Annotated in this window: 9 protein-coding genes; 7 read left to right on the plus strand and 2 right to left on the minus strand. The window is 50.6% G+C overall.

Annotated features, from left to right (window positions below; genetic code table 11):
* The first annotated feature begins 32 nt into the window (after positions 1–32).
* Entirely contained in the window at positions 33–905 is an 873-nt protein-coding gene (locus AB7C91_RS01885; RefSeq protein ID WP_332448405.1) for a hypothetical protein, read from the plus strand.
* Here the strand turns inward: AB7C91_RS01885 and AB7C91_RS01890 are convergent.
* Positions 902–2164: a poly(A) polymerase gene (locus AB7C91_RS01890; protein ID WP_332448404.1), complete on the minus strand. Its 1263-nt coding sequence runs from the start codon at positions 2162–2164 to the stop codon at positions 902–904. The two genes, AB7C91_RS01885 and AB7C91_RS01890, sit on opposite strands and share 4 nt — an antisense overlap.
* Before the next feature lie 118 nt (positions 2165–2282).
* On the opposite strand from AB7C91_RS01890, the gene hisS reads away from it, so the two are divergent.
* Both hisS and AB7C91_RS01900 read left to right on the plus strand, forming a co-directional pair.
* Positions 2283–3623: a histidine--tRNA ligase gene (hisS, locus tag AB7C91_RS01895; protein WP_428588853.1), complete on the plus strand. Its 1341-nt coding sequence runs from the start codon at positions 2283–2285 to the stop codon at positions 3621–3623.
* A 5-nt stretch (positions 3624–3628) separates the two neighbouring features.
* On the plus strand, positions 3629–6133 hold the full coding sequence (locus tag AB7C91_RS01900) for an oligonucleotide/oligosaccharide-binding fold domain-containing protein (RefSeq protein WP_428588856.1): 2505 nt from the start codon (positions 3629–3631) through the stop codon (positions 6131–6133).
* Between the two features lies 1 nt (position 6134).
* Here the strand turns inward: AB7C91_RS01900 and AB7C91_RS01905 are convergent, their stop codons facing one another.
* The gene (locus AB7C91_RS01905; protein ID WP_332448401.1) at positions 6135–7199 is read right to left on the minus strand and encodes a 3-dehydroquinate synthase family protein; all 1065 of its coding nucleotides are present in this window, start codon (positions 7197–7199) and stop codon (positions 6135–6137) included.
* Positions 7200–7292: 93 nt separating this feature from the next.
* Here AB7C91_RS01905 and AB7C91_RS01910 point away from each other — a divergent pair, with 93 nt between their 5' ends.
* From AB7C91_RS01910 to AB7C91_RS01925, 4 genes are read left to right on the plus strand one after another with little or no spacing between them, the layout of a single operon-like run.
* Positions 7293–8432: a cysteine desulfurase family protein gene (locus AB7C91_RS01910; RefSeq protein WP_332448400.1), complete on the plus strand. Its 1140-nt coding sequence runs from the start codon at positions 7293–7295 to the stop codon at positions 8430–8432.
* Complete coding sequence (gene thiI / locus AB7C91_RS01915) at positions 8429–9622, plus strand: tRNA uracil 4-sulfurtransferase ThiI (protein ID WP_332448399.1); 1194 nt, start codon at positions 8429–8431, stop codon at positions 9620–9622. The genes AB7C91_RS01910 and thiI overlap by 4 nt, the downstream gene beginning before the upstream one ends.
* Before the next feature lie 28 nt (positions 9623–9650).
* Positions 9651–12641: an acyl-CoA dehydratase activase-related protein gene (locus tag AB7C91_RS01920; protein WP_428588861.1), complete on the plus strand. Its 2991-nt coding sequence runs from the start codon at positions 9651–9653 to the stop codon at positions 12639–12641.
* Positions 12638–13891, plus strand: coding sequence for a 2-hydroxyglutaryl-CoA dehydratase (locus AB7C91_RS01925; RefSeq protein WP_428588864.1), 1254 nt, complete (start codon positions 12638–12640; stop codon positions 13889–13891). Before AB7C91_RS01920 ends, AB7C91_RS01925 begins: the two co-directional genes overlap by 4 nt.
* Positions 13892–13901 lie beyond the last annotated feature (10 nt).

A 13901-nucleotide genomic window follows, 5' to 3' on the forward strand; every position in this document is an offset into this window, starting at 1 on the left:
ATGCGGTTCTATTGTACAAGAATTTCGGTATAATGAAAACCATGAATCGAGTATTTAAATATGCTTTCTGGAAGTTAAAGGGAACGAAAGTATATGCATTGGTAGGAAAGAGCGGTACCGGCAAAAGCTTCCGATCCAAGCTGGTAGCCCAGAAATATCATATAGATATGATCATCGATGATGGTCTGCTCATCCGTGGTGATCGCATCATCGCAGGCAAGTCAGCCAAGCGTGAGGACAACGTTCTGTCCGCCGTCCGGACCGCAGTCTTTGATGACCAGGACCACCAGAAAGAGGTTCAGGAAGCATTGGCCAAGGAGACCTACCACAAGGTCCTGATCATCGGGACCAGTGAAAAGATGGTGTATAAGATTGCCGCCCGGCTGAACCTTCCCCAACCGGAGAAACTCTTCCGGATCGAGGATATCGCCACCAAGGAACAGATAGACACAGCCATGCGGATCCGATATTCCGAGGGCAAGCATGTCATCCCCGTCCCTTCCATCGAGATCACCCGAAACTATCCGCAGATCGTGTATGACTCCATGCGCGTATTCCTCAAGAAGAACAGGGGTATGCCGTTCAAGCGCAGAAATGTCAGTTTTGAGAAAACCATTGTACGTCCCGAATTTTCCAAATACAGCAAAGTCACCGTCAGTGAGGCTGCCCTCACTCAGATGGTGGCTCATTGTTTGGATGAATTCGACAATCAGATAAAGGTGAAACGGGTCCAGGTACAGGTCAAGGCGGAAGGCTACGCCTTGACTGTAAAACTTCGGGTTCCCATGCAGCACCAGATTTCGACCACACTTGGGGAACTTCAGGAATATATTGCCGATAGTCTGGAGAAATACGGTTCGATCTTTGTGGCAAGCGTCAACATCGAAATTGAGGAATGGGGCTAGAGGTCGTGGGCTTCCGCACTGCTTTGTGGTTGTGTCTGTTGCAGTTGCTGCCCTTCCAGCTCCGGTTTCCTCTTCGGCCCCCGTCTTCGGTTCCTGCGTTTCTTGGTTGCTGAGGCAACCTCACCAGCAGCTTCGCTGCGGACTTTTCGTTGTGCGACGGGACCACGGCGATTCGGGATTCGGTTGGCGGGGCGTTGCAGCCGCACACAATTGCGCGGAGTTTTGAATCCTCGTTGTGCAAGCAAGCGTTCACTGGCCAACTCCACGTCATAGTTGGATGGAGTCATCGGACTGATCAACACCTTGATCTGTCGGAATGTTTCCTTGAACCGCTGGTCGGCGGTCATCTGCTCATCGGTGAACACCACCAGAGGATCAACCAACGCCATGAGCATATCGGCTAAGACGACGTCCGCCCCTTTGCCCTGTTTTGCAGCCTGTACACGTTCATCCAGATCCTTCAGACTGGCTTGGACCTGCGGATAGGTGCTGTACAGGGAGAAAGCCGGCAGCATGAATACCAACAGTTTATATCGCTTCAATTCATTGAAAATCTTTTGGCTGTGTCCACTGCCCAGAATCTTATTGACCTCCTCGGTCAGCCGGCTGGTGGAAACCCTTGACAACTCGTTGGAATATTTCCGGATGGCCATCCGAACGTTCCAACGCAACGAAAAACCGGTTGACACCGAATACTTGATGGCCCTGATCATCCGCACAGGGTCTTCTTCAAATGATTCGTCCAGATCGATGATGGAACTAATACGACGTTTCTTGAAATCATCCATTGCATGGTTGAAATCCAGAAGCTGTCCGTTGGAAGGATCATAATACAAGCTGTTTATCGAGAAGTCGCGACGTTTGGCGTCTTGGTCGATCGAACCGAAAATATTGTTGTTGCCGTCCATGGCCTCTTCGCCGCTGCGAAAGGTGGAAACTTCCAGAACCTTGTCCTTGAAGACCAGATGTACCAATTTGAATCGTTTCCCGATGATTCTTGCATTCCAGAACATTCTCTGGATCTGTCGCGGGGAAGCGCTCGTTGCTATGTCAAAGTCCTTGGGGATGTTGCCCAGCAACAGGTCCCGCACGGCTCCGCCTACCAGATAGGCCTCGGCTCCGCTGGCTTGGAGTTTTTTGATAGCCCAAAGTGCATCCTTGTCAAGAAGCTGAGATTGGATCTTATGTTCCGACTGGGTGTAAATATTGGCAACTGGCAGAGTCTTTCCTTGTTCGTCTTGTTTGTATCGTATCAGCATATCGCTCTCAATTGATTTGCAGGGTGTGGAAAGAACCGCATATTGCAGTGAACAAGCGATTCGTTATACACTCTTTGTACACCATCCACATGAAAAACACAACAGGAGATATGAATCAATGAGTGACGAGAAAACGACAAGGAGCATCATCGAACCAAGGGTATTGAAAGGGTTCAGGGACTTCTTGCCTGCGATGGAGATTCCCAAGAAAGCCATCATCAACAAGCTCGAAAAGCATTTCTCCAGCTATGGTTTCGTTCCGATAGACACTCCTGTATTGGAATATACGGAAGTGCTTCTCGGAAAAGGTGGAGGCGAGACGGACAAGCAGATCTTCCATTTCAAGGACAATGGTGAACGTGATGTCGCCCTCCGTTTCGACCTCACCGTACCGTTCGCCCGGTTTTTGGCCCAACACCAGAATGAGCTTGCCCTGCCCTTCAAACGGTTCCATATCAATAAGGTATGGCGTGGGGAAAACCCCCAAAAAGGACGCTATCGGGAATTCACGCAATGCGATTTTGACATCGTCGGCGTCGACAGTGCCGAAGCCGATTACGAGATCCTTTCGGTGATGGACAGCTCGTTTGCGGTCATGGGGGTCGGCGAGTATCAATTCTGCTTGGCCCATCGCGGATTGTTCAACGCATTTCTCTCCCATCTGGGGATCATCGATCTGAGTGTCGAAATTCTCCGAACGGTCGACAAATTGCGAAAAATCGGCAAGGATACGGTAAAGGAACAGCTGACCTCCCTGACGGGAAGCAGCGAGAAAGCACAAGATATTCTGTCCTACATCACCAAGGAAGACGAACAGGAGAGTTTTCTGGCCACCTTGGATCGATTAAGCAAACTTGCCGGGAATGAAACCGAACACACCCAACGGATGCGTACCATCTACCGATATCTGAGCGAAGCGGGCATTGAAGGTCATTTCACTTTCGACCCTTCCATTACCCGTGGTTTGGATTACTATACCGGCATCGTATATGAGACTTTCCTCCCTTCTCTACCCAACTTTGGCTCAGTTTGCAGCGGCGGTCGCTACAATGATCTTGCAAGTCTGTATACCAAGGAACGCCTACCGGGAGTGGGTTCCTCCATCGGCCTTGACCGCTTGTTGGCCGCCTTGGAAGAGCTCGAGAGCCCTGTTGTGGGGAAGACCAATAGTGCCGATGTGGCGATCCTCAACACGGATATGTCGTTGTTCAACCAATACGACCGGATGGCGAGGACACTCCGGCAGGCAGGATTGCGCGTCGATGTATATTTATTGGAAAAGAAACTTGCTGCTCAATACAAATGGGCGGAAACCAACGCCGTTCCTTTTGCCATCCTCAGTGATGCAAACACGATTGAGACAGGACTGCTCACCCTGAAAAATCTGAAAACAAGAGCGAGTTATGCGTCGATTACGCTCGAAGAAGCCATCGACCACATACGAAAGGAAGTAATTTGAAAGATATGAAACAATTGCCGGTTTATCTACACCGGCAGGAGATTCTCGATGGTCTGGCGAACAATCAGGTCATCATCGTCGAAAGTCCCACGGGAAGTGGGAAAACCACACAAATCCCGCTCATTCTTCATGAAGCAGGATATGCAGACAACCTGCAGGTAGGTATTACCCAGCCAAGGCGTATCGCCACCCTCAGTGTCAGTGATTTCATCAGACGGCAAGTCGGACGTGACGACGGCTTTGTCGGGTATAAGATGCGGTTCGAGGACACGACTACCCCCAGTACCCGCATCAAGGTCATGACCGATGGGATCCTCCTGATGGAATTGAAAGCTGATCCCTTGCTTCGTTCTTATTCAGTGATGTTGGTGGACGAGGCACATGAGCGATCGCTCAACATTGATTTCATCCTCGGCCTGTTGAAACATGTCATGACCGAACGTCCTGACTTCAAGGTGATCATCTCCAGCGCCACGATCAATACCAAAGTATTCAGTGAATTCTTTGACAATGCCCCGATCATCAGCATCGATGCACGCATCTATCCGGTGAAGGTCATCTACAAAGTGCTTGAGCGGGATAATCTGGAGTTCCAAGTGCAAGCCGTCACACAGATTGCCATGCAAGAGGCGAAGAAACATTCCGGGGACATTCTGGTTTTCATGAGTGGTGAATTTGACATCACCACCTGCGTCAATGCCCTGTATGGAGCCGACCCCGAACGTCTCCTCGAAATCTATCCACTGTACGGCCGGTTGAGCAAGGAGGAGCAGGAATCGGTTTTCAACGAGACATCCCCGGGAAAGACCAAGGTAGTGGTAGCCACAAACATAGCCGAAACCTCGGTGACGATTGACGGTATAACCACCGTCATTGATTGTGGGATTGCAAAAATCAACTTCTACAACCAGAAAGATTTCACCTCATCCCTGGTTCCCCTGCCCACCAGCCGTTCCAGTTGCGAACAACGTAAAGGCAGGGCCGGGAGAACCCAACCTGGGGTATGCTACCGCCTGTACAGCGAGGAGGATTACAAGAGTCGCTTCGCCTATGGTACGGAGGAAATCCTGCGTACTGATCTGAGCGAGGTGGTGCTTCGGATGAGTGATCTCGGTATTTATGATTATGAACATTTCCCGTTCATCACCAGGCCCAAGCACAGTGCAATCCTCAGTGCAGAGGAGACGTTGCGGTTCATCGGTGCAATCGATGAGACCAGACACCTGACTTCAGTAGGAACCTTGATGTGCCGATTCCCCTTGCTTCCCCGTCATTCACGGGTCATCGTCGAAGCAATGATGAACCACCCCGACGTACTGGATGAAGTATTGGTCGCCGTTTCGTTTCTTTCCTCAAAAACACCATTTTTGCTGCCTCCCGGGGAAGAGGAATTGAGTAGGGCCGCACACAAACGTTTGAATACCACCGAATATGGTGATTTCGTCGCATACCTGAATATTTTCAAACAATATACGGCGAACACCACCAAGGAAAGCAAACAAAAATTCTGTAAACGGAATTATCTCGATTTCCAATGCATGCAGGAAATCGTCCATGTCGATGAACAGCTTGGGGAAATCTGCAGCGAGATCGGGTTCCCCCTCACCTCCGGCGGTTCGGTGAGAGAGTACCTGTGCTGCATCGCCAGCGGCTTGATGCAATACGTCTGCGTCAAGGCAAGAGGCAACATGTACAAGAGCCTTACCGCAGACCAGGTATTCATCCACCCGGGAAGCGCATACTTCAAGACACTTCCGCAGTTCATCATAGCCGGTGAGATCGTCCAGACCAGCCGTTTGTACGCCCGAAGCGTCAGTCCGTTGGAAAAAAGTTGGTTGGAGGATATCTCCCCCACCCTCTATCCGAAGCTCTCTGCATTGGCGAAGGGAGAGCGTTCTTCACGCGAAGAAGAGCGCGAGGAGCGAAGGGCAAAAGGCGGTGTGCAGCGTGAGGAGAAGGCGAAAACCACCATCACCATCTACAAGCGGACCTATCCCACCGTCAGTCTGGGCAAGAAGAAGGACCGGTTGGTCGCCATCATTCCGCTTGACGATCTGGCCTACCTCTTCAATGCAAACGAGAAAGCACCTAAACGGCCGAAGAATTTCCCTGCGGCCTTGCTTCACCAAGGCTTCTATATTCACTTCGGGGACAAATTCTTCTCCATTTTGGAACTTCAGGGAAAACTTTCCCCAGCCAAAGGCATTCTGGACAACCCGCCTTCAGGCATCTATACCCTCAATGATGCACAGAATCTGGTGGACAACCTGAACTGGGTGCTTGCCTTCACCAAGAGCAAGAAGGACCGGAGACAGCTTGCGTTCGTAGCATTGGAGGAAAGCGGGAACGGCAATTACCGGTTCACCGCCGTCAATGACTGCTTTGATGCGCTTGACACCTCGTTGTATACATTGCTTCAGCTTGCCGACGGTCTGGAGGCTTCAGGCAGGAAGAACCAGGCAAACCAAGTTGCCAAGATCTACGGCAGCCTACTCAAACTGGTGGAATAAATCAGAAAATAGGTTTGGCGATGACCAAGTGCTGCACCAATGGCATGTCCAGCGGTTGCAGCACCGCCTTACCTTGGGCAGTGAGCAACACGAACCGGACTTTCCCGTCCAGTTTCTTCTTATCCTTCAGCAAATGATCACGGAACTCAATCCAATCGCCTCGACCGATCCGGTGTTCGATATCATACCCATAACTCTTGAACAGCTTGGTTGCCCCGCTGGCATATGCCTTGTCCGTTACCCCCAGGGCCACCCCTGCTTCCAAAGCTCTGCACGTCCCCCAGGCAACCGCCGCTCCATGCCCCCAACTTCCGAAGTGTGATGACGATTCCAGAGCATGGGCGAACGTGTGTCCGAGATTGAGGGCCTGCCTGATGCCCTTGGTTTCGGTCGGATCCTGTTCAATATACCATTTCTTCACCAGCAAGGAGAGTTCCACCAATTGGGACAGAGTTTGGGTATCCCTGCTGAGAATTTCATTTTTCTTGACCAACAGGAACTTGTACAATTCCTCATCCTGACTGAGCAGTGCATGCTTGATCACCTCAGCCAATCCATTGAGGAATTCCTTGTCACTGAGAGTACGCAAGGTATCGATGCTGACCAAAACCTCACTCGCAGGGTAGAACGAACCGACCATGTTCTTCATACCCCTGAAGTCGATCGCAGTCTTGCCTCCCAGAGAGGCATCCACCATAGCCAGCAAGGTGGTGGGTACGAGCGTCAAGCGACAACCGCGCATGTAGATGGATGCCGCGAATGCAGACATGTCGCAGACCACTCCTCCCCCGAACCCGATGATACGGCCGTCACGGGCCAGACCTTCATCCAAGGAACAGGAAAGGATGCGTTCCAGCGAAGAAAACGTCTTTGAAAGTTCCCCGCTCTCAAGTACCACATGACTGGGAGGAAGTTGCTTGAACAACTTCGCTGTATTGGTATCGAACACCCACATCACCGAGCGTCCATAATTTCCCAAATGCGAGGCAAGATCCTTCAGATCCTCTGCAAGCAGAACATCCGTCTGTTTTCCCTGGTCAAGGAGTGCATTCATCACAGTTTTCATAGCTTCGTTATACCCTAGAGCAGGGGTGCAAGACAAGAACCAAAAAAATCAGCCTGCTTGCAAAAATCTTTTGGTTGTCGCACAATGCTGTGTATGCATACCCCACTGTATTTCGACAACGCCGCCACGACGTCCATCAGTCAATCCGCCCTTGCATCATATGAGGAGGTTGCCGGCCGTATGATAGGGAATCCTTCGGCATTGCATCCACTCGGAAGGGATGCCCATGCGCTGCTTGAAGAAAGTCGCACCCTGGCAGCCGGGCTTCTGAAGGTACCTGCCCAGCACCTGACTTTCACCAGTGGAGCCACTGAGGCCAATGCCATTGTACACAATTCCCTCATTTGGCGATCACAGCCGGCACACGTCGTCATGAGCAACATCGAGCATCCCTCAATCAAGGAATATGAACGCATCTACAAGCATCTGGGATGGACTATATCCTTTTTGAACGCTCCAAATGGGTTCGTCCAACCGCAGGACCTGGCCAAGGTGCTGACCAAGCAAACTCGTTTGGTCAGCATCATGCTGGTCAACAATGTGGTCGGTTCCATCCAGGATGTCAAAGCCTTGGTTGAAGTGGTCCGACGCTTTGAACGGGACCAAGGCGGCAGGAAAATTCACTTCCACACTGATGCAACGCAGGCTTTGGGAAAAATTCCATTCGACTTGACCGAACTGGGTGTGGACAGTGCCTCCTTCAGCGCCCATAAATTCCATGGGCCCCGGGGAATCGGCATATTGTACAACACTGATGCAAGCATCGAGGCGTTGAGCAGGGGCGGAGACCAGGAAGCGGGCCTACGCCCCGGCACGGAAAACCTTGCTGCAATCGTAAGCATGACGACGGCACTGAAGGAAGCAATCCAAAACCTGGATGAGCAGTATGAACAGGTCAAGCAGATCAATGCACAATTGAGGGACGCCCTGTCTTTTCTACCGATCCTCTCCCCTTTGCATACCTGTTCTCCCTATATTCTGACGTTTGCGGCAATGAAACTTCCCAGTGAGGTGTTTACCCGAATGCTGTATGACCGTGGGTTCTGTGTCTCCAGCGGTTCAGCATGCTCGAACAATGCCCGGCATAAGGGAGAAAGCGTGCTCGCAGCCATGCAATACCAACAGAAGCAAAGGGCAAGCAGTATTCGCCTTTCTTTCAGCAAAGACACAACGCAAGCAGAAGCCGATGCATTGGCAAAGGCAATCATCTCCCTGTATCAGGAGCATCCATGAACGACGCAACACTCTATCTCGTCAAACTCGGCGAAATCTCACTGAAAGGTTTGAACCGCGATTTCTTTGAAAAACGACTGAAGAACAACATCAAGGCGAAACTCAAGGGATATCGCACCCAAATATCCAAGCAGAAAGGGCGGATCTTCTTTGAGATCAGCAACGACTGTCCCCAGACAACCATAGACATGGCATTCTCCACCACCTTTGGTGTCGTTGGATACAGCAAATGTCTGCGCTGTGCAAAAGACATCGAGGAAATCAAGAAGACGGCGGCCCTGATCATTCAGGATGAACCGTTCAGCAAGGGAACGGGTACATTCAAATCGGTTACCAAACGTGCCGACAAAGGCTTTGCATTGAATAGTTACCAGATCGACTGCATGCTCGGCGAGGTGGTGCATGAAACCTATCCCTTGATGACCGTCGACGTGAAACATCCCAATTATACCATCTTTTGCGAAATCCGCGACAAAGCGTATCTGTATACCTCTCCCAAATCAGGACCGGGAGGCCTTCCGGTGACCACGGCCGGCAAGGGAATGTTGCTGCTCAGCGGAGGTATAGACAGCCCGGTCGCAGGCTACCGTATGGCTCAGCGCGGATTGAAAATGGATTGCATCTATTTTCATGCCTACCCGTATACCAGCGACGAGGCCTTGGAGAAGGTCAAGACACTTGCCGGCATCATCGCCGTCTATCTGCAGGGCACCAGATTGCATGTCGTTCCCTTCACCGAACCCCAGCTTTGGATCAAGCAACACAGCCAGATCGATGAGACTACCCTCATGTTCCGAGCGGCCATGATGAAGGTGGCAAATGCCATCTCGGTAAAACAGGAAGGCACCTGCATCGTGACCGGGGAAGCGCTCAGCCAGGTGGCAAGCCAAACCTTGGAAAGCATGTCCTTCACCGACAGTATGAGTGAACAATTGGTACTTCGGCCTTTGGTCGGAATGGACAAACAGGAAATCATGAACCTTGCCGTCAAAATCGGGACGTATGAGACGTCCATCCTCCCGTATGAGGATTGCTGTGTCATTTTCAGCCCCAAGCATCCGCTGGTACATCCCGACAAGCAGACGGAGACTGAGCATTATTACCATATGGAGATCGAAGGTTTGCTTGAAGAAGCAATCGCCCACACCGAAGTCTTCGATTTCGGCTCTGATGGAACGCTTCGTATCTAGACATATTTTCAATTAGTGTCTATATACAATGATTGTTTGCTATACCATTTTTGAAAAATTGCGTATGGTTGGTGCATTCGGAGGCTTCTCGGTGAAAATCGGCTTGGATGTAGGCTCCACTACGATGAAATGCGTTGTGCTTGATGACCAGCTCAATGTGTTGCATACAGATTATCGCAGACACTATTCACAAATTCCCCAGACTGGTGTCGCAATGCTTTCTTCCCTGCTTCCCTTGTTGGATGGGAAGCAGGTATATTTGGCCGTCTCTGGATCAGCAGGCATGGGCCTTTCCCAAAATCTAAAGCTTCCGTTCGTCCAGGAAGTGTATGCCACCCGTTTGGCTGTGAACCAATTTCTTCCTTCCAGCGATGTGGTCATCGAATTGGGAGGAGAAGACGCCAAGATTCTCTTTCTCGGTACCCATATGGAAGTACGCATGAATGGAACGTGCGCAGGAGGCACCGGCTCATTCATCGACCAAATGGCCAGCCTGCTTTCGGTGGATCAGGCTGAGCTCGACCAATTGGCAATGCAAGCCAAACAGAGTTACAGCATTGCCTCCCGATGCGGCGTGTTCGCAAAAAGCGATGTCCAGCCCCTGCTCAACCAAGGGGCCGATAAAGCTGATATATCTCTTTCCATCCTGCAATCCGTGGTGAATCAAACCATTGCAGGCCTTGCACAAGGCAGGCCCATCACAGGCCAGGTGGTCTATCTGGGTGGACCGCTGACCTTCCTTTCCTCCTTGCGCAAAGCATTTGACACCACCTTGGGATTGGAAGGGATCTGCCCTACCAATTCCCTGTTCTATGTTGCGATGGGCAGCGCTTTGATGGCGAACGAACAGAGCTTTGAACTACGGAACTTGATTTATAGCTTGGAACATTACGAGGTGGAAAAAGCCTTCACTTCCATACCTCCCCTCTTTGAAGGAACCGATGCCTATGAGACCTTCAAGACCCGTCATGCCAAGGCAAGACTGGTAAAAGCCGATCCTGCACACTACCACGGGACTGCTTTTTTAGGCGTTGATGCCGGGTCCACTACCGTCAAAGCATGTGTCATCGACGACCAGGGGCGATTGCTCCATAGCCGCTACCAAGCGAACAACGGCAATCCGGTCCAAGCGGTCAAGGAATTTTTATCCTCATTTCTTACCACATATCCAAATATTGAATTGGTCAAATCCTGCTCCACCGGGTACGGGGAGCATCTTATCAAGAATGCCTTCAATTTCGAGTATTCCTTGGTTGAAACGATGGCCCATTACACCAGCGCCTGTGCGTTTCTCCCCGATGTCGACTTCATCATCGATATTGGTGGCCAGGATATCAAATGCTTCAAGATCGTGGATGGTGTCATAGATGACATCTTCCTCAACGAAGCATGTTCCAGCGGATGCGGTTCATTTTTGCAGACGTTCAGTAATGCCTTGGGGTATTCGCCCCAAGAGGCGGCTGAACTTGCCGTCAAAGCGCAGAATCCGGTCGATCTGGGAAGCCGTTGTACGGTTTTCATGAACAGCTCTGTCAAACAGGCACAGAAAGATGGTGCGAGTGTCGCTGATATTTTTGCAGGTTTGGCCATCAGTGTCGTCAAGAATGCATTGTACAAGGTCATCCGCAGCACTGATCCTTCCATGCTGGGAAAGCATATCGTCGTACAGGGAGGGACATTCCTCAATGACGCCGTGCTGCGCTCCTTCGAGGTGGAACTGGGATGCGAAGTAATCAGGATCGATGAAGCCGGGCTGATGGGCGCCTACGGATGCGCCTTGTTCGCAAAAACCCAACACCAACGATTCGTTCAGGAAAAAACAGCCCTTTCCTTGGCTGAACTGCAGACATTCAGCCATCGCACGAAAACCATCCATTGCAAAGGGTGTACGAACAACTGCCTGCTTACGGTCAATACATTCGACGGGGAGCGCAAACTCATCAGCGGGAACAAGTGTGATCGGATTGTAAGTCCGCAAACCTTCGTCAATAATCCTGAAACCTTGAATATCTATGCCTTCAAGCAGCAATATCTTGACCGTTTGTCTGTCGGCACCAATGAACGCGGACGCATCGGATTACCGTTGCAGCTGAATTTCTATGAACAAATGCCGTTTTGGCAAGCATTCTTCACTTCTTTGGGATTCGAGGTGGTCATGTCCCCACCCTCCACTCGACAGACATACCTCGATGGGCAAAGTACGATCCCCAGCGATACCATCTGTTATCCTGCGAAGTTGATGCACGGCCATATCATGCACTTGCTCAATGCAAAGGTCGATGCCATATTCTACCCGTGCAGCAGTTACAATATCGATGAGGAGAAGGGAGACAACCATTTCAATTGCCCGGTGGTAGCCTATTATCCCGAGGTACTGAAGCACAATATGCCCATGCTTCAGGATTCAAATATCCCGTTCATCTCCGATTATCTTTCCTTGGACAATCCCCGCTTTCTTTCCAAGCGGTTGCATCAAGTTCTCCAACCTTTTTTCCCTGTCGGCAAAGACGAAGTGAAACGAGCGGTCAAGCTTGCGTACCAAGCCTTGAAAGACTACCAGATGGAAGTACGCAACCAAGCCCTTTCCATCATCGAGCATGCCCGCTTTAAGCATTGGCCGATCATGGTGCTCTGCGGCAGGCCGTATCATGTGGACAGCGAGGTCAATCACGGCATCGACCAATTGTTGCTCCAATGTCAATGTGCCGTTCTCAGTGAGGACTCGACAGCCTATCTGATGCCCAAGGAAAAGCGATCGGTACTCAACCAATGGACGTACCATGCAAGGATGTATGATGCGGCGCGCTATGTGACAACCCAGAAGGACATGCAACTCATCCAACTGGTATCCTTCGGATGTGGACTCGATGCGGTCACTTCTGATGAGATCCGGGATATCCTGCATGCTACGGATAAGATCTACACTCAGATCAAGATTGATGAGATAGCAAACTTGGGTGCGGTGAAAATACGCATCCGTAGTCTTCTTTCCGCCCTCAAGGAGGCTGATGCACCATGAGCCCCGTCTTTACCAAAGCAATGAAGAAGGATTATACGATCCTTATCCCCAATATGTCCCCAGTTCATTTCAATATCGCCAAGGAAGTGTTTGCTAACCATGGTTATACGGTGGTTTTGCTGGAAAATGAAGGTCCGAATGTCATTCGGGAGGGACTGCGGTATGTACACAATGACATCTGCTACCCCGCCCAGTTGGTGATCGGTCAGCTCATCGATGCCCTGAAGCATGGCGGCTATGACGCAGACAAATGTGCTCTGGTAATCACCCAGACCGGAGGCGGCTGCCGGGCGAGCAATTATATTTTTCTTCTGAGAAAAGCACTGGAGAAGTGCCAAATGGGTCACATCCCGGTAATCAGCCTTAATCTCAAAGGTATGGAGAAAAACCCCGGGTTCAAATTGACACCCTTCATGTTGCTGCAGGCATACAGTGCCTTCATCTATGGCGATTTGCTGATGGCACTTTCGAATCAGGTTCGGCCCTATGAAGTCACCAAGGGTGAAGCAGATGCGCTGGTGGCAAAATGGACAGCGTATCTGAGCGAACGATTCGCCCATAACCGGGGATACATCGGTTGGGCGATGAAGCGGAATCTCAATGCCATCTGTGATGAATTCGCATCCATCCCGACGCAAAAGCAGCAACGGATCAAGGTAGGCATCGTCGGGGAGATATACATGAAATATTCTCCACTGGGAAACAACAAGCTGCAAGCATATCTCGAGGAGCAGGGCTGTGAGGTGATGGTCCCCTCCCTTATGGGGTTCCTGTATTATGGCGCTGATAATGCCATAACCGATCGCACGTATTACGGCAAACGGTTCTTCAGTGCGAAAATCACCCAATTCATTCTCCGTCAGCTCTATAAAGTTGAGGAAATGAGTCGAAAGGCGATGCAAAAAAGTGGTAAATTCACCGTTCCCATCCCCTATACGGAAATGAAGAAACTCAACGAAGGGCTACTTGATTATGGGGTAAAAATGGGCGAAGGCTGGCTTTTGACCGCAGAAATGCTTGATCTGGTCCATAGCGGATATACCAACATCGTATGTGCACAACCGTTTGGCTGTCTTCCCAATCATATTGTCGCCAAAGGGATGATCAGGGCGGTGACTGAGCGGGCACCTGAAGCAAATATCGTTCCTATCGATTACGACCCGTCTGCGACGCATGTAAATCAAGAAAACCGAATCAAGCTGATGCTCTCCATTGCAAAAGAACACCAACAAACCGGGAAAAGTGTATAAATACGCAATC

It is taken from the genome of Sphaerochaeta sp., assembly GCF_050256055.1.
In the GTDB taxonomy this organism is placed as follows: domain Bacteria; phylum Spirochaetota; class Spirochaetia; order Sphaerochaetales; family Sphaerochaetaceae; genus Sphaerochaeta.

Bases quoted from the DNA above. Each gene is read 5' to 3' on its own strand.
- AB7C91_RS01910 (WP_332448400.1), top strand. From the start codon at position 7,293: ATGCATACCCCACTGTATTTCGACAACGCCGCCACGACGTCCATCAGT.
- AB7C91_RS01925 (WP_428588864.1), top strand. From the start codon at position 12,638: ATGAGCCCCGTCTTTACCAAAGCAATGAAGAAGGATTATACGATCCTT.
- AB7C91_RS01885 (WP_332448405.1), top strand. From the start codon at position 33: ATGAAAACCATGAATCGAGTATTTAAATATGCTTTCTGGAAGTTAAAG.
- thiI (WP_332448399.1), top strand. From the start codon at position 8,429: ATGAACGACGCAACACTCTATCTCGTCAAACTCGGCGAAATCTCACTG.
- AB7C91_RS01920 (WP_428588861.1), top strand. From the start codon at position 9,651: ATGATTGTTTGCTATACCATTTTTGAAAAATTGCGTATGGTTGGTGCA.
- AB7C91_RS01900 (WP_428588856.1), top strand. From the start codon at position 3,629: ATGAAACAATTGCCGGTTTATCTACACCGGCAGGAGATTCTCGATGGT.
- AB7C91_RS01890 (WP_332448404.1), bottom strand. From the start codon at position 2,164: ATGCTGATACGATACAAACAAGACGAACAAGGAAAGACTCTGCCAGTT.
- hisS (WP_428588853.1), top strand. From the start codon at position 2,283: ATGAGTGACGAGAAAACGACAAGGAGCATCATCGAACCAAGGGTATTG.
- AB7C91_RS01905 (WP_332448401.1), bottom strand. From the start codon at position 7,199: ATGAAAACTGTGATGAATGCACTCCTTGACCAGGGAAAACAGACGGAT.